This is a genomic window from Tenacibaculum sp. E3R01, assembly GCF_003318185.1.
Classification (GTDB): domain Bacteria; phylum Bacteroidota; class Bacteroidia; order Flavobacteriales; family Flavobacteriaceae; genus Polaribacter; species Polaribacter halocynthiae.
Genome location: NZ_QOCC01000019.1, coordinates 740,087 through 764,215 on the forward strand (window position 1 = coordinate 740,087; position 24,129 = coordinate 764,215).

General features: G+C 30.2%; 23 protein-coding genes. 8 read left to right on the plus strand and 15 right to left on the minus strand.

Annotation, left to right across the window (positions count from 1 at the left end):
• Nucleotides 1-22 precede the first annotated feature (22 nt).
• A complete protein-coding gene (locus DS884_RS08440; protein WP_093869310.1) occupies nucleotides 23-496 on the plus strand; it encodes a retropepsin-like aspartic protease in 474 nt (157 codons plus the stop codon).
• Between the two features lie 3 nt (nucleotides 497-499).
• On the opposite strand, the gene DS884_RS08445 is transcribed toward DS884_RS08440, so the two are convergent.
• The gene (locus DS884_RS08445; RefSeq protein WP_093869309.1) at nucleotides 500-958 is read right to left on the minus strand and encodes an Lrp/AsnC family transcriptional regulator; all 459 of its coding nucleotides are present in this window, start codon (nucleotides 956-958) and stop codon (nucleotides 500-502) included.
• A 167-nt stretch (nucleotides 959-1,125) separates the two neighbouring features.
• On the opposite strand from DS884_RS08445, the gene DS884_RS08450 reads away from it, so the two are divergent.
• The gene (locus DS884_RS08450) at nucleotides 1,126-2,349 is read left to right on the plus strand and encodes an aminotransferase class I/II-fold pyridoxal phosphate-dependent enzyme (RefSeq protein ID WP_113786449.1); all 1,224 of its coding nucleotides are present in this window, start codon (nucleotides 1,126-1,128) and stop codon (nucleotides 2,347-2,349) included.
• 357 nt (nucleotides 2,350-2,706) lie between these two features.
• Here the strand turns inward: DS884_RS08450 and DS884_RS08455 are convergent, their stop codons facing one another.
• The 3 genes from DS884_RS08455 to DS884_RS08465 form a co-directional block, all read right to left on the minus strand.
• Nucleotides 2,707-3,687 (minus strand): acyl-ACP desaturase, encoded by a 981-nt coding sequence (locus DS884_RS08455; protein WP_093869307.1) that lies wholly within the window; start codon nucleotides 3,685-3,687, stop codon nucleotides 2,707-2,709.
• Between the two features lie 26 nt (nucleotides 3,688-3,713).
• The gene (locus tag DS884_RS08460) at nucleotides 3,714-4,442 is read right to left on the minus strand and encodes a lysophospholipid acyltransferase family protein (RefSeq protein ID WP_093871953.1); all 729 of its coding nucleotides are present in this window, start codon (nucleotides 4,440-4,442) and stop codon (nucleotides 3,714-3,716) included.
• A 62-nt stretch (nucleotides 4,443-4,504) separates the two neighbouring features.
• Nucleotides 4,505-4,927: a hypothetical protein gene (locus DS884_RS08465; RefSeq protein ID WP_093871952.1), complete on the minus strand. Its 423-nt coding sequence runs from the start codon at nucleotides 4,925-4,927 to the stop codon at nucleotides 4,505-4,507.
• 197 nt (nucleotides 4,928-5,124) lie between these two features.
• Here DS884_RS08465 and glpQ point away from each other — a divergent pair, with 197 nt between their 5' ends.
• Entirely contained in the window at nucleotides 5,125-6,030 is a 906-nt protein-coding gene (glpQ, locus tag DS884_RS08475) for a glycerophosphodiester phosphodiesterase (RefSeq protein WP_233487131.1), read from the plus strand.
• Between the two features lie 62 nt (nucleotides 6,031-6,092).
• Nucleotides 6,093-6,335, plus strand: coding sequence for a MoaD/ThiS family protein (locus DS884_RS08480; protein WP_113786452.1), 243 nt, complete (start codon nucleotides 6,093-6,095; stop codon nucleotides 6,333-6,335).
• Here the strand turns inward: DS884_RS08480 and DS884_RS08485 are convergent, their stop codons facing one another.
• From DS884_RS08485 to DS884_RS08500, 4 genes are read right to left on the minus strand one after another with little or no spacing between them, the layout of a single operon-like run.
• A complete protein-coding gene (locus tag DS884_RS08485; protein WP_093869299.1) occupies nucleotides 6,336-6,608 on the minus strand; it encodes a DUF3817 domain-containing protein in 273 nt (90 codons plus the stop codon). It abuts the gene before it with no gap.
• 7 nt (nucleotides 6,609-6,615) lie between these two features.
• Entirely contained in the window at nucleotides 6,616-9,078 is a 2,463-nt protein-coding gene (locus tag DS884_RS08490; protein ID WP_113786453.1) for a TonB-dependent receptor domain-containing protein, read from the minus strand.
• A 2-nt stretch (nucleotides 9,079-9,080) separates the two neighbouring features.
• Nucleotides 9,081-9,803 carry a DNA repair protein RecO gene (recO, locus tag DS884_RS08495; RefSeq protein WP_113786454.1) on the minus strand — a complete coding sequence of 241 codons (723 nt, stop codon included), beginning with the start codon at nucleotides 9,801-9,803 and terminating at the stop codon, nucleotides 9,081-9,083.
• Nucleotides 9,803-12,136, minus strand: coding sequence for a two-component regulator propeller domain-containing protein (locus DS884_RS08500; RefSeq protein ID WP_113786455.1), 2,334 nt, complete (start codon nucleotides 12,134-12,136; stop codon nucleotides 9,803-9,805). Before DS884_RS08500 ends, recO begins: the two co-directional genes overlap by 1 nt.
• A 71-nt stretch (nucleotides 12,137-12,207) precedes the next feature.
• Between DS884_RS08500 and DS884_RS08505 the strand changes: the two genes are divergently transcribed.
• Nucleotides 12,208-12,678: a CYTH domain-containing protein gene (locus DS884_RS08505; protein WP_093869295.1), complete on the plus strand. Its 471-nt coding sequence runs from the start codon at nucleotides 12,208-12,210 to the stop codon at nucleotides 12,676-12,678.
• A gap of 52 nt (nucleotides 12,679-12,730) precedes the next feature.
• Here the strand turns inward: DS884_RS08505 and DS884_RS08510 are convergent, their stop codons facing one another.
• The 5 genes from DS884_RS08510 to DS884_RS08530 form a co-directional block, all read right to left on the minus strand.
• Nucleotides 12,731-15,880 (minus strand): M43 family zinc metalloprotease, encoded by a 3,150-nt coding sequence (locus DS884_RS08510; RefSeq protein ID WP_113786456.1) that lies wholly within the window; start codon nucleotides 15,878-15,880, stop codon nucleotides 12,731-12,733.
• A gap of 329 nt (nucleotides 15,881-16,209) precedes the next feature.
• On the minus strand, nucleotides 16,210-17,541 hold the full coding sequence (locus tag DS884_RS08515) for a sensor histidine kinase (protein WP_113786457.1): 1,332 nt from the start codon (nucleotides 17,539-17,541) through the stop codon (nucleotides 16,210-16,212).
• Nucleotides 17,541-18,254 (minus strand): LytR/AlgR family response regulator transcription factor, encoded by a 714-nt coding sequence (locus DS884_RS08520; protein WP_113786458.1) that lies wholly within the window; start codon nucleotides 18,252-18,254, stop codon nucleotides 17,541-17,543. The genes DS884_RS08515 and DS884_RS08520 overlap by 1 nt, the downstream gene beginning before the upstream one ends.
• 127 nt (nucleotides 18,255-18,381) lie before the next feature.
• Nucleotides 18,382-19,023 carry a PAQR family membrane homeostasis protein TrhA gene (gene trhA, locus DS884_RS08525; protein WP_113786459.1) on the minus strand — a complete coding sequence of 214 codons (642 nt, stop codon included), beginning with the start codon at nucleotides 19,021-19,023 and terminating at the stop codon, nucleotides 18,382-18,384.
• Nucleotides 19,016-19,843, minus strand: coding sequence for a lysophospholipid acyltransferase family protein (locus DS884_RS08530; RefSeq protein WP_233487132.1), 828 nt, complete (start codon nucleotides 19,841-19,843; stop codon nucleotides 19,016-19,018). The genes trhA and DS884_RS08530 overlap by 8 nt, the downstream gene beginning before the upstream one ends.
• A 55-nt stretch (nucleotides 19,844-19,898) precedes the next feature.
• Between DS884_RS08530 and trpS the strand changes: the two genes are divergently transcribed.
• Both trpS and DS884_RS08540 read left to right on the plus strand, forming a co-directional pair.
• Nucleotides 19,899-20,867: a tryptophan--tRNA ligase gene (gene trpS / locus DS884_RS08535; RefSeq protein ID WP_113786460.1), complete on the plus strand. Its 969-nt coding sequence runs from the start codon at nucleotides 19,899-19,901 to the stop codon at nucleotides 20,865-20,867.
• A gap of 16 nt (nucleotides 20,868-20,883) precedes the next feature.
• Entirely contained in the window at nucleotides 20,884-21,189 is a 306-nt protein-coding gene (locus DS884_RS08540; RefSeq protein ID WP_113786461.1) for a DUF6370 family protein, read from the plus strand.
• 45 nt (nucleotides 21,190-21,234) lie between these two features.
• Here the strand turns inward: DS884_RS08540 and DS884_RS08545 are convergent, their stop codons facing one another.
• Complete coding sequence (locus DS884_RS08545; protein ID WP_093869288.1) at nucleotides 21,235-21,459, minus strand: hypothetical protein; 225 nt, start codon at nucleotides 21,457-21,459, stop codon at nucleotides 21,235-21,237.
• A 67-nt stretch (nucleotides 21,460-21,526) separates the two neighbouring features.
• Nucleotides 21,527-22,549 carry a metal-dependent hydrolase gene (locus DS884_RS08550; protein WP_113786462.1) on the minus strand — a complete coding sequence of 341 codons (1,023 nt, stop codon included), beginning with the start codon at nucleotides 22,547-22,549 and terminating at the stop codon, nucleotides 21,527-21,529.
• A gap of 82 nt (nucleotides 22,550-22,631) precedes the next feature.
• Between DS884_RS08550 and nhaC the strand changes: the two genes are divergently transcribed.
• The gene (gene nhaC, locus DS884_RS08555; protein WP_113786463.1) at nucleotides 22,632-24,116 is read left to right on the plus strand and encodes a Na+/H+ antiporter NhaC; all 1,485 of its coding nucleotides are present in this window, start codon (nucleotides 22,632-22,634) and stop codon (nucleotides 24,114-24,116) included.
• Nucleotides 24,117-24,129: the final 13 nt, after the last annotated feature.

Genomic DNA, 24,129 nt, shown 5'->3' on the forward strand with positions numbered 1-24,129 from the left:
TTCGTAGGCAAAAGTACAAGAAATGGCAAGTTTGAAAAAAGTATTAAAGAAAAAGAAATATATTAAAATAAAGCTTAAGAAGATGGTTACGAATCATTTGGAGTTAAAGGCTTCGATTAATGGAGTTAAAGGGCGTTTTATTTTAGATACTGGTGCGTCAAACTCATGTGTTGGACTTGATTTAATTAGTTTTTTTAAATTGATTTCTGAAGAAAGTGAAATTAAAGCAGCCGGTGCGGGTGCTACTGATATGGAGACTCAAAAATCAGAAAATAATTTACTTAAAATTGGTGATTGGAAAACTAAAAAGTGTGATCTAGTACTTTTTGATTTGTCACATGTAAACGCAGCTTTAACTCAGCATGATGCTGAAGAGGTGCATGGTATTATAGGAGCTGATATTTTAGAAAGTGGAAAGGCTTTTATAGATTATGATAAAAAATATTTATATTTAAAAAAGCCAAAAAAGAAAAAGGTAATAAAGCTTCCTTTTTAAAAATTATAAAGCAATAGCAATGGTGTTTTTAACTTCTCCTATTGTAAAAACACTATGAGTACTCCCTATGTGTTTTAAGCCAGTTACTTTGTTTACCATAAATTCTCTGTAAGAGTCCATGTTTTTAATGTAAATTTTTAAAAGGTAGTCATACTCTCCACTTAAATGAAAGCATTCTGTTACTTCTTGTAATTTATTGATTTCTTTTTCGAATTCGGCAATATATTCTTTAGTGTGTTTTTCAAGTTTTATATGACAAAATACTAATAAAGATTTGTCTATTTTATTTTTGTCAACAATAGCTACATACTGTGTAATAACGTCTTCTCGTTCAAGTTTTTTTATTCGTTCATAAACAGCAGTAACTGATAGCCCAAGTTGTAATGATAAGCTTTTGTTAGTTTGTTTGCTGTCTTTTTGTAGTAGGGCTAAAAGTTTTTTGTCAATAATATCTAATTTCATCTGAAAAAAAATCTAAATTTTAATATTAAAAGAGGTGTTTTTTTAATCTGGTATTTAAAAATAAACATTAAAACAGAAAAAAAATCTATATAACTACTAAAGTATTGATTTTTTATCAAAAAAACTGGTATTTAGCTTGGTAATAAAACAACTAAATACAATTATACATGAATTTTAAACCAGCAAATAATATACAAGACCTACAATATTTTGGAGAATTCGGAGGCGTGAACCCTTCTATTTCTGATTCTTCTACGTATACTTTTTTAGAAGCAAAAACAATGTTTGATACTTTTGAAGGTAATACCGATGGATGTTATTTATATTCACGACATACTTCACCTTCAAATTTATATTTAGGAGAGGCTTTAGCAGCTATGGAGGGAACAGAAACTGCAAATGTAGCAGGTTCAGGAATGGGAGCAATTACGGCGACAATATTACAGATTTGTGGCGCTGGTGATCATGTAGTATCTAGTAGAACTATTTATGGAGGTACGTATGCTTTTTTAAAGAATTTCACCCCTCGAATGAATATTTCAACATCTTTTGTTGATATCACTAAGTTAGATGTTGTTGAAGCATCTATAAATGATAAAACCAAGGTGATTTATTGTGAAACAGTAAGTAACCCATTATTGGAGGTGGCTGACCTTAAAGCACTGTCAGCATTAGCTAAAAAATATAATTTAAAATTGGTGGTGGATAATACTTTTTCACCATTGTCTATTTCACCTGTTCAATTAGGGGCTGATGTAGTAATTCATAGTTTAACAAAATTTATTAATGGTTCTTCAGATACTATGGGTGGTGTTGTTTGTGGTACTTCTGATTTTGTAAACTCGCAAAAAAGTGTAATAGATGGAGCAAGTATGTTATTAGGAGCTTCAATGGACTCTTTGCGCTCTGCTTCTATTTTAAAAAATATGAGGACGTTACATATTCGTATGAAACAGCATAGTAAAAATGCTAGTTTTTTAGCTGGTAGATTTGAAGCTGATGGAGTAAAAACTGTTTATCCAGGATTAAAATCTCATCCTTCTCATGAGGTTTTTAAGTCAATGATGAATGAAGAGTATGGTTTTGGTGGAATGTTAACTATTGATGCAGGATCATTAGAAAAAGCAAATGCTTTAATGGAATTAATGCAAGAGCGTAATTTAGGATATTTAGCAGTGAGTTTAGGTTTTTATAAAACATTGTTTTCTGCTCCAGGAACATCAACATCATCAGAAATACCGGAAGAAGAACAAGAAGAAATGGGATTGACTGATGGTTTAATTCGTTTTTCTATTGGGTTAGATAACGATATTGAGCGTACTTATAAAATGATGAAAGCATGTATGTTAGAGGTTGGAGTATTGGAAGAAAACAATATGGTTTCTGTATAAGGAAAAACATGTTTTATAATAAGAAGTATACGTTTTATATTCGTTTATTCTGTTTTATAATTGGTTACGAGTATATGATAAAGTCAATAAAATAAAAAGTCATAACATATTACTTTATTGTTATGACTTTTTTGCTATAAAACTATCTTATAGATTAATTTTTCAGAAAAAAATCTGATGGTGCTAGAATGTTTGAGTAATGCTACTGCTAGTTTTTATAACTAGTAGCGGATATGAGTAAGTAGTTAGAAATTAAAGTGTGGTTTTATAACTTAATTGTAAGTAATAATAGTAAGAAGGTGATAAGGTCAAAAGAAAACATAAAAAAGGTCAGAAGAAATTCTGACCTTTTTGTTTTTATGATGGAATCATCCATTTAAAATTGAATTTAGTATCTGGCACTACAATACGTTCCGTGATTCTATACATTCTGTCTGGTAACTTCATTAAATAATCTCTTGCTTTTTCTGCTTCAGGAGTTAGGTTGGTTATTTTATCAATTTCCCACGTAGTGTTTAACTTCTTTAAAATATCAACATAGTCAAAACCTGTGTATACTCCTACACGTTGAGCTACTGTTGAGAAATCATCAAATAAACTACCTTTTGTACCAAATGATTCACGTAAATGCATGGCAGGCATTACTATTTTATGTTTCATCATTTGTTGAAATGCTAACATCATTTCACTAGGGTCTATTTTGAAAATTTCTTTTACAAATTCAGAATAGGCTAAGTGATGACGCATTTCATCACCAGCAATAATTTTTGACATTTTAGCTAAAGCTTTATGGCCTTTTTTCTTAGCTATTTTAGCTACATTTAAATGAGAAATGTAGGTAGCTAATTCTTGAAAACTTGTATACACAAAGTTTTTATAAGGATCAGTAGCTGTACCAATATCAAATCCGTCAGAAATTAGGTGCTGTGTCGTGATTTCAACTTCACGCATATTTACACGTCCTGATAAATATAGGTATTTATTAAGTACATCTCCATGGCGATTTTCTTCAGCTGTCCATGCACGTATCCATTTAGCCCATCCATTGTCAGGTTGTTGCGTTATACCATCTAAATCAAGTAACCAAGATTCATAAGTAGGTAAAGCTTCTTCTGTAATAGTATCTCCTACTAATACAACCCAAAAATCATCATCTAATTCTTTTGAAATCTCTTGAATTTCTTTAACCTCATCAATAAAAGTATCTTTTTGTGAATTAGGTAAAAAATCGGTTGGCTGCCAAATCTTTTCTATAGGTACTAAAAATTTGTCTACAAAACTGTCAATGTTTTTTTCCAGCGTTTGCATTACTTCTTTTCGTATGTTTTGTATTGACATTATATTTATTTTATTGTTGTTTGTTCTTATTGAATTGATGCTTTAATAGTCGTTTCTACACTTTCTAATAATTCATCAAACGGAAGGCTACTTACTTTTATTGGTTTGTGAGTGGTTATTTTAATAGGACTTCCAATTCCTAAAGGGAATTTCCCATATTTAAAAACCTTCCACGAGTTGTTAATTGTTAAAGGTACAACGTACGACTCTTTGTTGTATTTAGTAAGCATTTTTAGCCCGTTAGGCGCAAAGCTTTTTGGTTTCCCGGTTTTACTTCTTGTACCTTCTGGAAATATTACTGCCGACCATTTGTTTTTATTTATTTGTTTTGCAAATTTAGCTAATTCTACAATAGCCTGTTTTCCGTCTTTTCTGTCAATCAATGCCGCACCTCCATGCTTTAAGTTAAAAGAGATACTTGGTATTCCTTTTCCAAGTTCTTTTTTTGCAACAAATTTAGGCCAATGCTTTCTAAAATGCCATATAATTGGAGGTATGTCAAAAGTACTTTGATGATTCGCTACAAAAATTAAACTTGTGTTTTCAGGTAGTTCATGTTTGTTTTCAACTTTAGTTCTGATTCCTAGTAATAAAAGTGATTTTATTAAAAACCAATTCATAATATCAACTACTTTTTGGTGACCGTTTTGACCAAAAAGTTTAAGCCCTAACCATTGTAAAGGATGAAATATTAATAATAAAGAAAAGAATACTAGCCCAAAAATAGATGATAGTATGTAGCTTAAAAATTTCATTGTTTTATTTTTATAAAGTGCAAAAATAAAAAATCCCGCGAAAGCGGGACTATTTATTTGTTTTAAAACCAATTACTCCATGGAATTCTTGATAATATAAGTAAAAGTGCGATACCATAAAAGATAGCAAAGCTTTTAAATTTAGCTTCACTTTTAACGCGTTTCTTATGTTTTGACCATCCCATTGTAATTAAAACAATAGCGATAATCATAGTAAGTGGATGTTCAATTGCTAATAATCTTGCTCCAGAATCTTTCATAACTTCTCCTCCGTTAGATTTTAATGCTTTAAACCAAGGTGACATAAAATACCAGCCTAATCCTATAATTAATTGGATATGAGTTGTTATTAATGTGAATAAACCTAAACGGAATTCTTTGTGTGTAAATTCTTTTTTCTGGATTATTCCTATAATAGCGTTTACTACTGTATAAATTAATACTGCTAATACAATATATGCCCAATAAGAATGAATAGTTTTCATCATGATGTATGAATTTAATAAAGCTATAGTAAAATTACAGCTTGTTTTGTTAGTTTTTGTACCTACAAATTTACTGATTTTTATGAATAGTAGACCTAAAAAAAGGAAGCTAACTTTTATGAATTTTATTATGAAAAAGGTTTTACTTTTCAGTATTCCTTTTTATCTTTTCACAGCAATTTTAATAAATTATAATAGTGAATTCAAAACTTGTTATTGCGCATAGAGGAGCCTCAGGGTATTTGCCAGAGCATACCATGGAAGCTAAGGCTATGGCTTATGCTATGAAGCCTGATTTTATTGAGCAAGATTTAGTACTTAGTAAAGATGATGTTCCAATTGTAATTCATGATATTTATTTAGACGATGTTACTAATGTAGCCTCTGTTTATTCAAATAGAAAACGGGAAGATGGCAGATATTATGTTGTTGATTTTACTTTTGATGAGCTTCAATGTTTAAAAGTAACAGAACGTTTTAATCCAAAAAGTGGAAAGCAGTTTTACCCGAAACGTTTTCCAAAAGGGAAAAGTAATTTTAAACTTCATTCTTTTCAACAAGAAATAGAATTAATTCAAGGGTTGAATTACAGTACAGGAAATAGTATTGGGATTTATCCTGAAATTAAAAACCCTGAATTTCACTATGAAAATCAAAAAGATATAGCTAAAATAGTTATAGATATTCTTTTTGACTATGGGTATAAAACTAAGGAAGATAAGTGCATTCTTCAATGTTTTGACGCTAGAGAACTTGAGCGTATTAGAATAGACTTGCAGTCTAATTTGTTTTTAGTACAACTTATAGAAAATGATGAGGAGGTAGAAAAACTATATTCTTATGCAAAGTATGCAGATGGAATTGGGCCATGGTATAAACAGATCTTAGATGTAAAAGAAAATGAAAAATGGAAATTTACATCATTGGTTAATGATGCACATGAGTTTGGGTTAAAAGTACATCCTTATACTTTTAGAGCCGATCAATTAAGTGAATTCTCTTCTTTTGAAGAAATGATGCAATTATTGTTTTATGAAGCAAATATTGATGGTGCTTTTACCGATTTTCCTGATAAAATGGTTGCTTTTTTAAAAATGAGTTAAGCATTTTGAAAAAATACGAGTTATAAAAATACTCCGCTATTGATATTTTGTATTTTTGTTTTATGAAAATTCAATTACTTAGTTTTGGTATAGCTAGAGATTTATTGGGCAGTTCTTCTATAGAGATAGAAATTCCTAACGAAATTTCTATTGAAAGCTTTAAAAAAATAATATTAAAGCAGTTTCCTAAAATCGCTAGTGTAAGTTCTTATGCAATAGCTGTTAATGAAGAATACGCAAATGATTCTCTTGTTTTAAAAGAGAATGATGTGGTAGCTATTATTCCTCCAGTAAGTGGAGGATAATTAGTTTTTCAAATATTTACCAACAAAAAAAGTTCCAAAAGGAAGTAAAGAAAGTAAGCAAACAATACCAAAAGTTACTCCGCTCCATTTTAATTTGTACTTCAATAATATAGCTAAAATTATATATGCTATAAACAATACTCCATGTGGCATACCAAACATTTTAACATACGTTGGGTCGTCTAAAAAATATTTATAATACATTCCTAGTCCTAGTAATAATATGTAAGATATTCCTTCTAAAAAACTAACTATTTTAAATATGTTTATCATTTTTAATTTATAAGTTTAATTGTAATGCTATTGAAAGGTTTCTTCCAGGAGAAGAAACACCAGATGCGAATTCTTTATAATGTTCATCAAACAAGTTGCTAATGCTTGCTTGTATAGATGCAATTGAATTTAATGTGTATTTACCATATAAGCCAATAGTCATCCAGCTTGGTGTACCATAATATTTATCAATATCTTCTTGAGCGCTTGCATTTATTATAGGTGTTTGATTATGGTTATCAATACCTTCATTAATGTTATAATCTTTAATGTCTTTTTTAGCATTGAATCGTAAGTTAGCACCACCTTCAAACTTCTTATTGGTGTAGTTTATTTCGAAATTACCAAAAAGAGGAGGTATTGAAGACATAGGCTCGTTTAAGTCGTAGCTTTCTCCTTTTGTATACGTTATAAATCCAGAAGTTTTCCAGTTGTTGTGAAGTTTTCCCTGATAGCTTACAGTAAATCCAGTTATATAAGCATTGCCTTTATTTACATTGGCTACAATATCACCGTCTTCTCCATCAAACTGAATTGTTGATTTTCCATTTAGTTGGAAAGCCTCTCTGTATATATAGTTACGTAATAAGGTATAATACACATTTGCCCCTATTCTAAATTTACGATTGTTAAAATACTTTTGAACACCAATTTCTGCATTATAAGCGTGTTCAGGTTTCAAGTTAATATTAGGAACAGTTATTTTTCCGCTTTTTTCTCTTACTTTTCCTACATCATCAATGTTTGGTGAACGAAAACCAGAAGATATTACAGTGTTTAATTGCCATGTTTTGCTAGGTTTATATACATAACCTATGGTAGCAGTTAAAGCTGTATTATTTACACTAATATCATTATTAGGTAATTTGATAAATTGTTCGTCTACCCATTTTGCAGTTAAATTAGTGTTTGTTAAACGAATTCCTGTGTTTAAGGTAGATTTACTTGTAACATCTTGTCGGTAATCAATATATAAAGCTGAACTTAAATAGCTACTTCCTCCATCAGCGTAGCGAGATTGTACACCAAAATCACCGTTGAAGCCATTAATTTCTCCATTTACTATATTTAAAGTTTTACCATAAGAGTTAGATCCAACATCGTTATAGGCAACTTCAAACCCATATCCTAAATTGCGTTGTTTTGCCAAAGGAACAGTAAAGTCTCCATTAAAACTATAAACATTTACAGTTTCTTCTCTATAAGATCTGTCAAGACTTCCAAATTTTCGTTGGATTCTACTTTCTTTTATATTTTGATAAGCAAGAGTAAAAACTCCTTTGTTAAGCCATTTTTTATTTGGGTTAATCTCTAGTTGAGGAGAAATTAATAAACGTTGTTGAGGTCCATAATACCATTCAGCAAATTTTAAGTTTCCAGATTTTAATTCCATTAACTTATCAAAGCGAGGTACATCAGATGAGGTAGAATATTGTAAGTTTAATTTTAAATCAGTTTTTTTTGATAACGGAACATAAAATTTTTGAAGGATATCTGTTTGATTATATCCTGTATTTTTTTGTAAGTTTTGATTAGTGTTTGCAATTGGATTCTCATTGTAATTTCCATTTAAGTTATCAGAATAAAATGGAACTTTCCCCCAGTCTTCAAATCCGTGAGAACGATTTTGCCCCATGGTCAAATCATCAAAATTACTATGTGAAACACTAGTAAAAGATGCCCAATTTTTGAATTGTAATTCAGTAGATATAGTATTCGTTGTTTCGTGATTTACTGTGCTGTAACGTGAAAACAAAGAGTTTTTAATTTGGTTTTTGTCTGATAGTTTAGGTGTTTTGGTATAGTAATGAATAACTCCACCTAAGGCATCAGAACCGTAAATTACTGATGAAGGTCCAAAAACAACTTCGGTTCTGTCTAATAAATTAGGAGAAACAGTAATAGCGTTTTGTAAATGTCCTTTTCTATAAATTGCATTATTCATTCGTACTCCATCTACAACTAATAATACACGATTACTCTCCATTCCTCTTAATACTGGGCTACCACCACCGAATTGAGATTTTTGCACTTTTATACCAGGAACATTGGCTAATAAATCAGCTGATGTTTGAGGAGAAACTTTAGCTATATCTTTAGAGGTTATAACTGCTATTTGCTCAGCAATTCTATTTGTTTTTTCACTGTTTTTAAAAACGGATAAAACAACTTCATCTAACTGTTCAGATTCTTTAGATAGATATACTTGATAGTTGTTTAATTTTAAAGTAGCTTTTTTTACCTGGTATTCAGCATAGGCTACGTGTGAAAAAACAAGTATTTCATTTTTTGAAAAATTTGAAATATTTAGAACACCGTCTTCATTACTAATTGACGATTTAGTTTTTTCTTTATTAAAAACAGCAACAGCGTCGATTGGTTTACCAGTTTCGGCATCAATAACGGTTAATGTTTGTGAAAATATTGGGGTGATTATTATTAAGAAAAGTACTACTATTACTTGCTTCATGATCAACTAAACACAGTTTCTAAAATATCTAATGATTTTGGTTTTCTAAATCCTTCCAAATGTAGTTCAAAATATTGAATTATAATTCGAAGGATAGCTTGTCTTTCGTTTTTATTGAAAGATATACTATTAATTGCATCAAAATTTATGCCTAATAGTTTTTTAAAGAGTGTTAATTCTTTGCCAGTAAGTGTTAATTTTTCATAAGTACTATCTGTAAAACTACCTTCAGTTAAGCTAAAGGCCTCTTTATTAGATTGAGATGTTTCTGGGTAAAATCCTAAAAATTTAGATAAGTTAAGTAAAAAAAGTAAATGGAAATTAGCTACATCAGTATGTGTATCAAGCCAAATTATAGCAGTTTCTATATAGGTATATAAAGCGTCGTTTTTTTCTTCTTCTTGTACGATATTTGATAATACTTCTGATAAGAATAAAATGATAGATTGTTTTATGATAGAAGTATGTATAGTATTATATGGAAACACAACTTGTGCTTCTTTAATTGAGTTGAGGGTGTTTTTATTATTGTGATTGGCTACTATTTGTAATTGGGTTAATGGCTGGAAATAGGCAGTTTTTAATTTTCCTTTTTTAGATTTTAGAACCCCTTTAATCATATAAGATTTGACTCCTTCTTCAAGGGTAAAACATTTAACAATTAAACTGGTATCTCCATATTTAATAGTATTGAAAACTATTGCTCTTGTGGATATAACTGACATTAGTTTATAATTGCAATTTTTGTAGAAGACGTTTCTGAATTATCATCTGTAGATAGTAATACAATATATACTCCAGAGGCTACTCTAACTCCAGCTAAATTTCGTTTATTCCAGGTTACTTTACCTCCTTTTAATTGTTGTCCTTCTACCACATTTGTTTCATATACTAAATTTCCAGCAACATCTAAGATTTTTACATTAGTACCTTTAGGTAAATGAGATCCGTTACGGCCATCAATGGTTACGATGTCATGGTTTTTTAATACAGGATTAGGATAGGCATATACTTCTCCTAATTCTTCACCAAAAGGAGATACCTTACTGTTATAAGCAACCATACCTTTGTTTGTAGCAAAATATACTTTCCCTGTAGTGTTATCTACACTAATTTTTATAATTTTATTTGAAGGTAAAGGAGAGTTGTCTTTATTAAATTTGGCTAAAGTTTTTTGTCCACTAGGGTTTGTGTATAAAACACCTCCAGCTTCAGTTCCAAACCATTTATTATCTGCTCCATCAACTTTAATAGAATTAATGGTTTGATCACCTAGTAATTTTTTAGGAATACCTTCATCTAAAATAATGATTGGAGCTGCATCATTTATAGTGCTATCAAAAATTCCAGAAGCATTTGTGAATACAACTAAGCCTGTTAAAGTTCCTAGCCAAATTCTGTTATTTCTATCTACAGCAACTGTACGTACATTTAAATTTGGTAAACTTCCTTTAGTAGCTTCAGTAGTTAGCGCTTTTTTTCTATCTCCAGTTTCATTAAAAGTATAAACACCATTTCTACGCGTACCTATCCAAACGGTATTGGTTTTATCAATAACAACTTCATTCATTCCTAACTTATTATTTAGGGTAACTATAGATTGAATATCAAAATTAGTCCATTGCCCAGTTTGGGATAGTTTTTTTAATCTTTTTGAAGCTCCTAGGTTAGTAACCCATAAATTTCCTTGATTGTCAAATGCTGTTCCACCAATTCTTATGGTAACTCTATTTGGTAAACTTTTTTCTATGTCTTCTAAAGGGCTATTTAGTTGATTGAAGAAAGTTTTTATATTGTCATCCTCAACATGTAGCAAACCTCCAGTTAAAGGAGTGTTTATTTGAGTTCCTGATATATCACCATAAGAGCTAATAAATACTGAGTTATCTTTTGTTTTGTCAATGCTTATAGATGTTAAATCACCTAAAGGAAAACTAGGGTTGAAAGGCGTATTTAGCCAGTCTTTACCATTAAAATGAGAAAAACCATTTCTTTTTTGTAATGGAGTATAGGCAGCATCATACCCTCCATATACAACCCATAAATTGTTGTTGTGGGCTTCAATTGAAAAAATATCATTTAATAATGGTCCATTAGGATGTATTTCTTCTAGGGTAGTTGTCGAGGTAGTAGTTGTTTTTAAAATTCCATATTTATTAGTTGCCAAATAAATATCATTATTTTCTTCTAACGCTTCATGTAAATTAAAACTGAAACTACTAGTTTGGTTTACTTGTGTAATTTGAGTTAATCTTTTGTCTAAAATTACTGCACTTGTTTTTAGAGCTACTGATAAACTACTTGTTGAGCTTTTTAAACCTTGAATTTCTTCACTAAAAGTTCTCAGGGTAGAAATAGTTGGTCCTTGTACTAATATCAATTCATTATTTCTAGATGCCAATAGCTGGTTGTTAAATACAGTAATATTGGTATAATTGCCAGGAAATCTTAATGTCCAATTGTTAAAGTCAATTAAATTAGGGTTATTGGCATTAGCAATGTAAATTCCACTTGAAGTGGCAGCGTAAATTCTATTGTCAAAAACGGCTATTTGATTTATTTTTTCATCAGATGACCCAGCTCCAATAAAGTAAGTGTCTCCAAATTCTAAGTTTTCAATATCGTATACAACAATAGCAAATGAAGTAGAGAGGTATAGTTTGTTGTTGTATTCGTATATGTGATTTATTCGTTTTTCTCCTGTTTGATTAAAATTTGTTATTTCTGGAGATGTTGTGATTTTCCCTTTTTCGTCAATTATTTGTAGTAAACCATCTTCATAACCTACTACTAATCTTTTAAAGGTTTCATTATAATATATTGTAGAGGTAGTTCCTCCTGATAATCCTTGAACTGAAGATATTTTATTAATTTCTTTCGTTTGAGTATTATATACAAATACAGCATTGTCAGTTACTGCATAAATTAATATTCCAGATTTTATAAAATCTTTTACATTAGTGTATGAAAATAAATCCTCCCATTGATTACTGTAATCAGTTTGAGAAATTAGCTTAACGCTTATAAATAATAGAAAAAACAGTGTTATTTTCTTCATAATAGAACTCAAAGATATTTATTATTAACGATAAAAAAAGGTACATTCGTACAAATTTGATTTCAATTTTTATGGTTTTAGAAATAGAGCGTAAGTTTTTGGTTGCTTCTGATGATTATAAATTTATAGCACGTAAGAAGAATTATATAAAACAAGGATTTTTAAATTCTGATAAACACCGGGTGGTTAGAGTTAGGATAAAAGATGATCTTGGGTTTTTAACAATAAAAGGACCTTCAAATAAAAGTGGCACTACTCGTTTTGAATGGGAGAAAGAAATAACTAAAAGTGAAGCTGAAAACTTATTGAGTTTGTGTGAAGAAGGAATTATTGAAAAGTATCGATTTTTAGTTGATATAGATGCGCATACTTATGAGATAGATGAGTTTTTAGGTGATAATTTAGGACTTATTGTTGCTGAAATTGAGTTAAAAAGTGAAGATGAAAACTTTAAAAAGCCTAATTGGCTGGGTAAAGAAGTAACAGGAATAGTTAAGTACTATAATTCTAATATAAGTAAATTACCTTTTAATAAGTGGTAAAAAACCTGCTTGAATGCCAAGCAGGTTTTGAAATAAAAAGAAACTATCCCCGTTATTCTTTTATTACACTTATCGTTTTTGAATGTTTATTAGAAAAAATCTTTAATAAATACATTCCTTTATCTTTAATTACAGTATCATCAATAATAATTGAATTAGAAGATGATGGAATTGCTTTCCCGTAAATAAATCTTCCTAGTAAATCATAAACCTCTAATTTTATTTCACCTTGATTTTTGAAGTTTGATATGTTAATTTTAGCTTCTGTTTTAAATGGGTTTGGTACGACAGATGTTATGCTAGAATCAAAACTGTTTTCATTGTAGTTTGGCCCAACACTACCTCTTGTTTCTGTAGTGATATTTCCATTAGCAGTTTTGTTATATGCATAATCTGTTATTGAATATGATTTTCCATCATTAGCTACATTTATATGAAACCATCCATAATGAGTGTTTCCATTTATTTTAAATGTAAAACCTATAAATCCAGTTTTTCCATTAGAAGTCGAATAATCATTAGAGCTTACCACGTAACTATTAGATTCTGCTACAAAATTACTAGAAGAGCCAACGGTTACACCTTCTGCTAAAAGAGATACGTTTTTGGTATTCCCTTCGCAAACAATGTCTTTATTGTAAGTAACAAGTCTAACTGAATTACTACTGTACCATGCTCCATATCCAGTATCATCTCCAGTTTCTATTCTGAAAAATTTCCATGTATTACTTGAATTGACAGTTAAATCTGGAATATCAACATATACAATATCGTTATTTGTGCTACAAGGTGCACAACTACCTCCACAATCAATACCAGTTTCATCACCATTTTGGATTCCATCACTACAACTTGGAGCTACATCACCATTAATAATTATTTTATAATCTTCAACTTCACCATAACTAAAAGATTCACATGATGTTGGAGTACCATTGTATTTCATAGAAACTCTCATTCTTGTGTTTCCTAGTTTAGCAGATGTAGGTATTGTGAATTGACCTGTAACTGAAGTGTCTTTTGAAGCAGCTTTACTCCAAACTTGTTCGCCACTATCAGTAAAATCACCATTTTGATTGTAATCTATCCAAACACTATACCCCTCTGAGTATACTGTACTTCTCCAGCTTGGAGTTATGGTAATTGAATAGTTACCTTCTTTGGATAGAGAGGTTGATATACTTCCAGTATAATCTTCATATCCGTTATTTGACCCTGATGAACTATTATTAATTGTATTTAATTCAACTTTACTGATAAATTCATCATTTACACTTTTACCATTAGAGTTACAATAGTTTATTACAACTGCACAAGGTTCACATGAACCACCACAATCTATGCCGGTTTCGTCTCCATTTTGAATACCGTCTGAACAAGTTGCTCCAGTGGTTCCATCCCACACCTTGCTTCCAGCTTTAATAGCGCCAAAAGGTTCTGTACTATATGCATAATCTAACAAACTATAAGAGGTTCCGTTGTTGTTAACTCTAACTCTGAACCAGCCATAATTAGTTTTTCCAGGATAAAGTTCTAATTGAAAACCTATATAAGCAGTTTGATTGTCCCAGGTAGTATGGTTTGCGTCTCTAATAACATGCAAGTCAGGATAAGCACCTCCATCTACCCATGAGCTTTGTTGGTCAATTACTGCGTTTGACTGAATAGGAGTTACATTTCTAGTTCCAGATTGGCAAACTAAAGCTTTTTGATAGGTTTCTAGTTTAAGTGAATTGTTTTCAAAAAAGGTCCCAAATCTATTATTAGAAGCTCCTTCAATTCTAAAAAATGTCCATGTTTTACCTGAGTTTGCAGTGTAGTCTTGATTGTCTGTGTACACAACTTTATATGGGTCGTAGAAAGAAAAATTAAATGTTACTTTGTCGGAATTTAAAGATGAGGTTCCACCTGAAATAGCAGCATTTTTAAATGTAATTGCTCCGCTAGTATTGTTGGCTACTGAATGTGATGAAGCCTGCCCAGTAAAACTAACACTTAGAGTATTGTTATTGGTAACTGTTATTTGCGCTGAGATCCCTTGAGGTAAGTTTGTGTCAAAATGAGTTCCTAAGTTTAAGTTTCCAGAACTTTGAGTAAAAGTACCTCCTTGTAGTGTAATAGTTCTTGATTCATTCGCTATTGAACCATTATTTGCTAAAGCTTCTTCAACAGTTGCTGTATCTACAACTAAAGTGTTTCCGTTTAAATTTACTCCAGTTGCTGTTAAATTTGCAGGCTGCCATAAAGGTTTTCTAGCTGGGTGTTCTAATGCTGCAAGCATTCTATTTACTTGTCCTTGAGTATACATTTTTCCGCATCCAGCAGCAGCGTCATATCCCATATAGTTTTCGTAGTTTATTAAATTTCCACAATCACTTGCACCAACTACACAGCCATCATCACCTGATTGTTCATCTTCTTTAGGAGTATCACTTACATAATCTCCATTAGGGTCATTACATCCACCTTCAAATGTGTGAATTAAGTTTAACCAATGCCCAAATTCATGAGTAAAAACCGAAGCAAATTCTTTATTAGTATTTCCATGAATATATTGGCCATTGTAAACAACTCTAGCTGTGTTGTTGTCTGACATTGTTGTATTAGGATACCATGCAACTCCAGAGTTAGTTGTTTTACCATCAGCGTAAAGGTCGCCCATTATATATACATTCATATATTTATAGTTGTCCCATGCGTCAGCGGCTATTTGCTCATCATATCCTCCTCCGTTTCCGTATCCAGATTTTTCTGTATGAAAAACAACCCCGTTAGTACTACCTCCATTAGGGTCTATTTTAGCTAATGCAAAACGAATACTTAAAGTTGATTTTCTTCCGTTAAAAATTGGGTCAATTGAATTAAAGTCATCGTTTAATCCATTAAAGTCGTCATTTAGTTTATCTAATGCTACTTTAACCTTATCATAGGTCACTGTTTTTCCATTTTGTACAGCTCCATATACATGAACAACTACTGGTATGGTATATGTTTCGCCAGCTCTGTTGTGTTTGTGGTGTTTTTTTTCTTTAACCATTTTTTGAGTTAAAACGTTAAAGTTGTCGTATTCTATTTTAGATTTTGGGTATTTTAAGAATACTTTTTGATTTTCTCGGGTTACCTTACAATCTTGTGCAGATAGCTTTGTTGTGTAAAAAAATAATAAGCATAAGAAGGGTAAAAAAATAGTTTTTTGTTTCATAATGTGTTGTTGTTTAATTGATTACTCAAAATTACACTTATGAAATATTTTAAATTAATACAATACTAACCAAAATAGGTAATAAATTATCAATTAGTAATAAATTAACTTTAATATTACGTTTAATTTATTTTTTTAACAAAAAAAGACCAAGATAACTTGGTCTTTTCATGAATAAATTGTGAGCCCCCCTTAAAAATTCACAATCCCTTTCTTTTCATACTTCTAATTTACAAAAGTATATAGTGTTATTTTGCGTTATTAAACAACTGGAAGAAAAACGTAAATAAAACATGTGTATTTAACAATAACTGGTAAATTGATTGGTTTTATAAGTCAGTTTTAGGAAAAGTTAAGCTAACTTTAGTTCCGTTTTTTCCTTCATCTAAAAGATCTTTAATTTGAATTTGAATTTTGTTTCCATACATTAATTCCATTCTTTCTTTCACAATGTTTATTCCGTAAGATTCTTTAATGTGCATCTGTTTGTTTTTTATGCTCTTACTTTTCTTAATTCCTATGCCATTATCAGTAATTAATACTTTTATATGGTTTTTTACAGCTGTTATTTCAAGTGATATTTTTTTTTCTTTCTCTTCTAATTGTAAGCCATGCCAAATGGCGTTTTCAATAAAAGGTTGTAAGAATAAAGGAACTACTTTTAGCTTTGAGCTATCTATATTTTTATTAATTAAAACATTAAATTCAAATCCTTTTTTTAATCTCATTTGTTCTAGTTTCACATATATTGATAGAATCTCAAGTTCTTTAGTTAGGCTTATAGCGTTTTCGTTTGTAACATCAAGAACTTTTCTTATTAAAAAAGAAAACTTGGTTATAAAATTTGAGGCTTCATCTATTTTATTTTGAATAACAAAGTTGTTTATTGAGTTTAAAGAGTTGAATAAAAAATGAGGGTTCATTTGGTTTTTTAATGCAATTATTTTTAATTGAGATATTTGATTACTTTGTTTAAGAAGATTTATTTCAACTTCTCTTTTCTTTTCTAAGATTTTTCTAAAATGTGTTCCTATTAAAATAGCAAAAAATGTGCTTTGAATAATTGCTCCAACAAAATAATAGAACATTCTATGAACAGGGAGATTTATTAAGTACTGATCACCTTTTATCATCTTTAAAGAACTAATATTAGCAAAGACTAAAAACAAAATAGAACCTAAGAGTAAGTATAAAACTTGAGCTGTTTTAATTTTTGATAGTAAATAAAACACATAAAATGCAAATAGCGTGGCTATGGGTAACGAATAAGCAACTGCCATTTTTTGAGCTTCATATCCGTAGAAAAATTCAATTATAATTAGTACGATAGAAAACAGTATAAGTGTTCTGGATAGTAATAAAGCCCCATAATCTAGTTTAGGAAATCTTTTTTTGCTTTTTGTTAACTCTCTACAGAAATAAATAAAAAAGACATAGCCTATGTATTGAATTGAAAAACTTATGTATTGGTAGCAGTATTGAACAGATTCATGTTCAAAAATATCTCTTAAAAGATAAACTGTTAAGCAAAAGAGATATCCACTATAAAACTTATGGATTTTATCCTTGTTTTGTGCATAGAATATTATATGATATACAAAAAGAACAATTAAGCCACCTCGTATCCATTGATAAAATGTAGAAGAAATATCTAACAGCATTATTTGTCTAGCCTCAACTTATCGATTAAAAGATTTTTTTTTCTTCTGCTAACACTAACAACTACTCCATTACTTAAAGTTATTTCATTTCCCCCTTTGTTATACTCTGTTACATAATTAAGATTTATTACATAAGAATTATGAACTCTGTAAAAGTCAGGGTAGTCGAACTTTTTTTGTACTTCTTTTAATGTTTTTGTTACGATAATTTTTTTTCCTGTATTTAGAAAAATTGTTGTGTAGCTTTTATCGGATTTTAAATAGATAACATTTTCTTTAGCTATTAAATACACTTTTCTGTCAGCAGAAACATTAATTCTATTGATGAGGTTGTTCCCATTCGCTTTTTCATGCAATTGTTTACTAACTTTAATAAAAGTAAGTTGTAATTCATCAATGTCTATAGGTTTTAGAAGATAGTCAATTGCATTTGCCTTTACTGCCTTAATGCCATATTCATCATGAGCAGTTGTAAATACAACTCTAAAGTTTCTTTCAGGAAATTTTTCAAGGAAAGTAAAACCATCCATTTCTGGCATATGAATATCTAAAAAAACTAAATCAGGGTTTAATTCTTTAACTAGGTTTACGCCAATAATAGGAGAACTACATTTTACAATATTTAAATCGTCATTTACTATACATTTTTTAATTTTCCACTCCAATGCTTCTAATGCATCTTTTTCATCATCAATTAAAATAATTTTCATCATAATGCCCTTCTTATATCAATTTCTGAATGGGGGAAGAAATTGATGTATAGTTAATTAATTATTTGTTTAGTCGTTAAAAACTAAACAAATCAACTTGTCTAATAAGGTGTTTATGAAAAGAAAGTTCTTAAATATAATAAAATATTGTTACAAAATGACTGATGCTACCAAAAAGAACGAAAACATGAAATATTGCGTGATTGTATTTTATTTTTTTTATAGAATACAGTATGGCACCTATTGTATAAAAAGCACCACCTAAAATTAAAAAGAGTAATCCATTTTCTGGTAAGCTTGCAGCCAGAGGTTTTATGAAAAAAATTACTTGCCAGCCCATTAATAAATATAGTGCAGTAGATAATTTATCATATTTACCAGTGAAAAAAAGTTTTAAAATAACTCCAGTAAGAGCAAATAGCCAAACAAAACCAAACATATACCAACCTAATTCTTTTGGAAGAGTAATTAAGCAAAAAGGAGAATAACTTCCTGCTATTAGTATATATATGGCAGCATGATCAAAAATATTTAACCTTCTTCTCTTTTTAGGATCTTTGGCAGCATGGTAAAAGGTAGAAGCGCTATATAAAACGATTAAACTAACTCCATAAATGATGAAACTTATTAATTCCCAAAAATTAGTATAATTTAATGATTTAGTAATTAAAATAGGAAATGCTATTATGCTTAATAATAATCCTAAACCATGAGTAGCTATATTTAACCACTCTTCTTTTTTACTATAACGGTAATTTAATTTTTCACTCATTATTTAATTTGTTAGTGTCTTTCATATATAACTTATCATTTTTTAATTCATTATAAGTCAGAGTAAATACTTTTTGTTTTAGCTTTTTTCTTTCTTCAATTTTTAATCCTTTTGTTTCAATGAAGTTACATTGTTTAACTCTAAAAGTACCGGGTCTTCCTTTAAAAATATTCCAAGAGAAAAAACGTTTACAGTCATAGTAAACTTGAGGAACTATAGGTATTTGATGTTCAATTGCTAAGCTAAAAGCACCGTTTTTAAAAGGTGCTAATATTATATCTTCTTCGGGTACTAAACCTTCGGGAAAAATACCAACACTAGTTCCGTTTTTAAGTCTTTTTTTAGCCATTTCATAAACTCTTTTTCTACTTTTTTCTGAGCCTCTATCAACCATGATAACTACTTTTCTATAAAAGAAACCAAAAACAGGTATTTTAACAAGTTCTTTTTTTCCTACAAAAACAATTGGATTTTTGCTTAAAGCGATCATAACCCATGGGTCTAATAATGATGCATGATTAGCTATAAACATATAGCTTTTGTTTTTTTCTATCTTTTGTTCTTTCTTTATTTTTAGGCGAAAGCCCATACCATAAATTAAAAGAAAAGACCAAGCTCTGACCATTTTCCAAAAAGTAGGGTAGTATTTTTCATCAGAAGTTAACACTAATAAAAATGGCAGCATTATAATTATTGTACTAAACATTAAAATGTAAAACCAAATTCTCCAAACTAGTAAGAAAGGTAATTTAAAATACTTCATGGTTGCTAATGTAGTAATTTCTTTTGTTTGATAAATTTTAACCTTATTTTTGCTCATATTAGTTAAGCTTTGGTGGCTTATCAAACAATCATAATTATTTACAAAACTACAGATGTCAAGAATTTTAACAGGAGTACAAAGTACAGGAACTCCACATTTAGGTAATTTATTAGGAGCTATTATGCCAGCAATAGAGATGGCAAATAATCCTGAAAATGAATCATTTTTGTTTATTGCCGATATGCACTCTTTAACTCAAATTAAAGAAGGAGAGCAATTACGTGAAAATACTTATAGTACTGCTGCAACTTGGCTTGCTTGTGGAATTGATATTAACAAAACTGTATTTTACCGTCAAAGTGATATTCCTGAAGTAACTGAATTGTCTTGGTACTTAAGCTGTTATTTTCCATATCAGCGTTTAACATTAGCTCATAGTTTTAAAGATAAAGCTGATAGGTTAGCCGATGTAAATAGTGGTTTGTTTACGTATCCTATGCTAATGGCTGCTGATATTTTATTATATGATGCAGAAATTATTCCTGTAGGTAAAGATCAGTTACAGCATTTAGAAATGACACGTGATGTGGCTAATAGATTTAATAACATTGTTGGAGATACATTAGTACCGCCAAGGGCAGAAATTAGTGAAAACACACAGTTGATTCCTGGTACTGATGGAGAAAAAATGAGTAAATCTAGGAATAATATTATCAATATTTTTTTACCAGATAAAAAGTTACGTAAACAAATAATGGGTATTCAAACGGATAGTACTCCTTTAGAGGAGCCTAAAGATCCGGATACTGATAATGTTTTTGCTATTTATAAATTATTAGGATCTGAAGAGCAAATTAATGAAATGCGAGCTAATTATGAAGGTGGTAATTATGGTTATGGACATGCAAAACAAGCGTTGTATGAGTTAATTGTTGAAAAGTTTGCTGATGTACGTGCTAAGTATAATCACTATATGGAAAATCGTCATGAAATTGATGAGGCTTTAGCTGTGGGTGCTGATAAGGCAAAAGCAGTTGCTAAAAGTGTTTTAGAGAGAGTTCGTGAAAAAATAGGATATTAACCTAAACAATAAAATTATGAGATATTTATTTATTTTAAGTAGTATGTTTTTTTTTCTTTCTTGTTCAACAAAACAAAAAAAAGAAATAATTGCTGAAGCTTCTTGTGGGCAATGTAAATTTGAATTGAAAAGTCAAAATGGTTGTGATTTAGCTATAAAAATAGATGATAATGCTTATTTTGTTGAAGGAGCAAATATTGATGATTTTGGTGATGCTCATGACGAAAAAATAGGTTTTTGTAATGTAGTTAGAAAAGTAAAAGCAACTGGGATACTTGAGAATGATAAATTTATAGCATCTTCTTTCGAGATAGTTAAGTAAGCTTAAAATTATATACATGTAAAAACAAAAAGACTGAGATTAATCTCAGTCTTTTTGTTTTATTGAAGTGTTATTGTTTATAACATATTTCTTATACTTACCATCTTTGTATCGATGGTATATAAATATTGGCATTAAAATAAAAGACATATAAAAAATACCTAAGCCCATTACAATGTGTGCTTTTTCATGATTGGTGTTTAGTAAGTATACCCCTGTAGCCATCCACACTAAAAAAATAATAAATAAAATTTTAATTATTGTTTTCATTTATCAAATATGATTTTGCTACAAAAATAGTTTATAAATTAATAGGATAAGAAACTTGTAATAGATTTTATTTTCCATAAAAGCGATTTAAAAACTCTTTTAAATCTTCTCTTGATGGAGGTTTTCCTGAAAAAGGTACCATATTCCAACGATCTCGATCTTTTTTTAATTCAAACCTAAACATTGATGTTTGAGCATTTTTAGGGTTTAATAAAGGGTACCGTAAGTCTAAGTATTGAACATTAGCAGAAGAATCCATAGGAACTAAATTGTAGTACTCATTACTAAACCAAGTTAACGTTTTAATATCTGGATGAGAGATGTTAAGTAAATGCCTGTTTTTAGGAATGGTTAAAATGGTGTCAACTTTAGATGTAGAATCAAATAAAGAGTAAAAACCAACTTTATAGCTAGTTTCTGTTTCAGCAATACCATACCATAAAATATTATTAAAAATAGTTGGTTGAACAGAATATCTGCTATAGTTAATGCTTGAGTTGTCAAATGAGTTTTTAAAAACAGTATTAACGTATAATTTGTTTACAATTGTGAAAAGCATGTAGGCAGAACTAATATAAATTCCAGCTTTTACCCACCAATTTCTTCGTGTTCTTTTTCTGTTATAAAACATAGCTGTTACTAAACAGAAGAGGAAGGGTAGGGTATATAAAGGATCTACAACTGAAATATTATTAAAAGCAACTCTATAGTTAGAAAAAGGTAAAAATAGTTGAGTTCCATAGGGTGTAAAGCTATCTAAAATAGGATGAGTAAAAATAGATAAGAAATAGAGCCAAATCCAGTTTTTTAAAGTTGTAGTTCCGAGTCGTTTTTCTTTGTTGTATAATTTGTATGTAATCCATCCAAAGACAAAAGAACCGATAAGTGCAAATACTATTGAATGCATAAAGCCACGGTGAAAAGCCATAGCATCTATTTCATTTCCATATAACCACCTACCAATAAAAACGTCTAAATCAGGAATAGTTCCACCAATAGCTCCGAACAGCATAGCCTTATTTCCAATTTTTTTCCCTAAGACAACTTCGCCACAAGCGGCACCTAAAACAATTTGTGTTAATGAATCCATAAGAGGCAAAAGTACTAAACTGATTCTACTTGTATAATTCTTTACAAAATCGTAACATTACACATCCAAAAAATACTACGTAATGCAAGATGATAAAAACTTATCTGAAATAGAAATTGAAGATCAAAAGATTATAGAAAATAAAGAATTAAGTATATGGGAAGCATTGGTGCCTGTGCTTGCTTTAATAGGTATGTTGGCATATAATGTTTTTGTATATGGAGATGATGCTTTAAGTGGAAGTAATCAATTTATTTTATTACTAGGAGGGGCAGTCGCTGCTATTGTAGGGTTCAGGAATAAAGTTTCTTATGAGAGAATGATGGAAGAAGTAGCTGAAAATATAAAATCAACTGCTGGTGCAATTTTAATATTGTTAATGGTTGGAGCATTGGCGGGAACTTGGTTAATAAGTGGTGTTATTCCTTCGATGATATATTATGGTTTACAATTACTAAATCCTACAATATTTTTGGTAGCCTGTTTAGTTATTTGTGCAGTTATTTCTATAGCTACTGGGAGTTCTTGGACTACAGCAGCCACAGTTGGTATCGCATTAATAGGTATAGGTGAAGCTCTAGGGATTTCTTTAGGTATGACAGCTGGAGCAGTTTTGTCTGGAGCTTATTTTGGGGATAAAATGTCACCAATGTCAGATACAACTAATTTAGCGCCAGCAATGGCTGGAACTGATTTGTTCACACATATAAAATATATGGCTTATACAACTGTTCCTACTTTTGTTGTGACGATTGTATTTTTTATAATTTTAGGGTTTACTCAAACAGCAACAGGAGAAGCTGATACACAAAGTATGTTAGTGGATATTGATAAGGCATTTAATATTAGCCCTTGGTTGTTTTTAGTACCGGTATTAGTAATAATTTTAATAGTAAAAAAGACACCTCCTTTAATAGCTTTATTAGCAGGAACAATTTTAGGTGGAGTTTTTGCCTTGATTTTTCAGCCTCAGGTAGTTGCTCAAGTAGCAGGCGTTAAGAGTTTGGATTTTAATTCAGCGTATAAAGGAGTGATGCAAGCTATTACAGTTGAAACTTCTGTGGCAACAGATAATGAAGTTTTGAAAGATTTGTTTACAGCAGGAGGAATGAAGAAAATGCTTGGGACAGTTTGGTTAATTTTATTAGCTATGGTTTTTGGTGGTATTATGGATGCTATTGGGGCTTTAGCTAGAATTAGTAGTTTCATGTTAGGTTTATTTGATTCTGTGTTTGGTTTATTTGCAAGTACTGTAGCAACATGTATAGGGTTAAACTTTACTGCATCTGATCAGTATTTGGCTATAGTTGTTCCAGGTAAAATGTATTCTAAAGCGTATGCAGATAAAGGGCTGGCTCCAGAAAATTTAAGTAGAACTTTAGAAGACTCAGGTACTGTTACCTCAGTGTTAATTCCTTGGAATACTTGTGGAGCTTATCATTCAGGTGTTTTAGGTGTGCCAGTTGTAGATTACGCATTTTATGCAATGTTTAACTGGTTGAGTCCGTTTATGACATTATTATTCGCTGCTTTTAGAATAAAAATAAGACAAATAGTAAAAAAATAATTAATAGCCTCAC

Bases quoted from the DNA above. Each gene is read 5' to 3' on its own strand.
- DS884_RS08520 (WP_113786458.1), bottom strand. From the start codon at position 18,254: ATGATGAAAATTATTTTAATTGATGATGAAAAAGATGCATTAGAAGCA.
- DS884_RS08480 (WP_113786452.1), top strand. From the start codon at position 6,093: ATGAAAATTCAATTACTTAGTTTTGGTATAGCTAGAGATTTATTGGGC.
- DS884_RS08460 (WP_093871953.1), bottom strand. From the start codon at position 4,442: ATGAAATTTTTAAGCTACATACTATCATCTATTTTTGGGCTAGTATTC.
- DS884_RS08490 (WP_113786453.1), bottom strand. From the start codon at position 9,078: ATGAAGCAAGTAATAGTAGTACTTTTCTTAATAATAATCACCCCAATA.
- DS884_RS08550 (WP_113786462.1), bottom strand. From the start codon at position 22,549: ATGGATTCATTAACACAAATTGTTTTAGGTGCCGCTTGTGGCGAAGTT.
- DS884_RS08440 (WP_093869310.1), top strand. From the start codon at position 23: ATGGCAAGTTTGAAAAAAGTATTAAAGAAAAAGAAATATATTAAAATA.
- DS884_RS08455 (WP_093869307.1), bottom strand. From the start codon at position 3,687: ATGTCAATACAAAACATACGAAAAGAAGTAATGCAAACGCTGGAAAAA.
- nhaC (WP_113786463.1), top strand. From the start codon at position 22,632: ATGCAAGATGATAAAAACTTATCTGAAATAGAAATTGAAGATCAAAAG.
- DS884_RS08540 (WP_113786461.1), top strand. From the start codon at position 20,884: ATGAGATATTTATTTATTTTAAGTAGTATGTTTTTTTTTCTTTCTTGT.
- DS884_RS08485 (WP_093869299.1), bottom strand. From the start codon at position 6,608: ATGATAAACATATTTAAAATAGTTAGTTTTTTAGAAGGAATATCTTAC.
- DS884_RS08515 (WP_113786457.1), bottom strand. From the start codon at position 17,541: ATGCTGTTAGATATTTCTTCTACATTTTATCAATGGATACGAGGTGGC.
- DS884_RS08505 (WP_093869295.1), top strand. From the start codon at position 12,208: ATGGTTTTAGAAATAGAGCGTAAGTTTTTGGTTGCTTCTGATGATTAT.
- DS884_RS08465 (WP_093871952.1), bottom strand. From the start codon at position 4,927: ATGAAAACTATTCATTCTTATTGGGCATATATTGTATTAGCAGTATTA.
- DS884_RS08545 (WP_093869288.1), bottom strand. From the start codon at position 21,459: ATGAAAACAATAATTAAAATTTTATTTATTATTTTTTTAGTGTGGATG.
- DS884_RS08510 (WP_113786456.1), bottom strand. From the start codon at position 15,880: ATGAAACAAAAAACTATTTTTTTACCCTTCTTATGCTTATTATTTTTT.
- recO (WP_113786454.1), bottom strand. From the start codon at position 9,803: ATGTCAGTTATATCCACAAGAGCAATAGTTTTCAATACTATTAAATAT.
- DS884_RS08450 (WP_113786449.1), top strand. From the start codon at position 1,126: ATGAATTTTAAACCAGCAAATAATATACAAGACCTACAATATTTTGGA.
- DS884_RS08530 (WP_233487132.1), bottom strand. From the start codon at position 19,843: ATGAGCAAAAATAAGGTTAAAATTTATCAAACAAAAGAAATTACTACA.
- trhA (WP_113786459.1), bottom strand. From the start codon at position 19,023: ATGAGTGAAAAATTAAATTACCGTTATAGTAAAAAAGAAGAGTGGTTA.
- DS884_RS08445 (WP_093869309.1), bottom strand. From the start codon at position 958: ATGAAATTAGATATTATTGACAAAAAACTTTTAGCCCTACTACAAAAA.
- trpS (WP_113786460.1), top strand. From the start codon at position 19,899: ATGTCAAGAATTTTAACAGGAGTACAAAGTACAGGAACTCCACATTTA.
- DS884_RS08500 (WP_113786455.1), bottom strand. From the start codon at position 12,136: ATGAAGAAAATAACACTGTTTTTTCTATTATTTATAAGCGTTAAGCTA.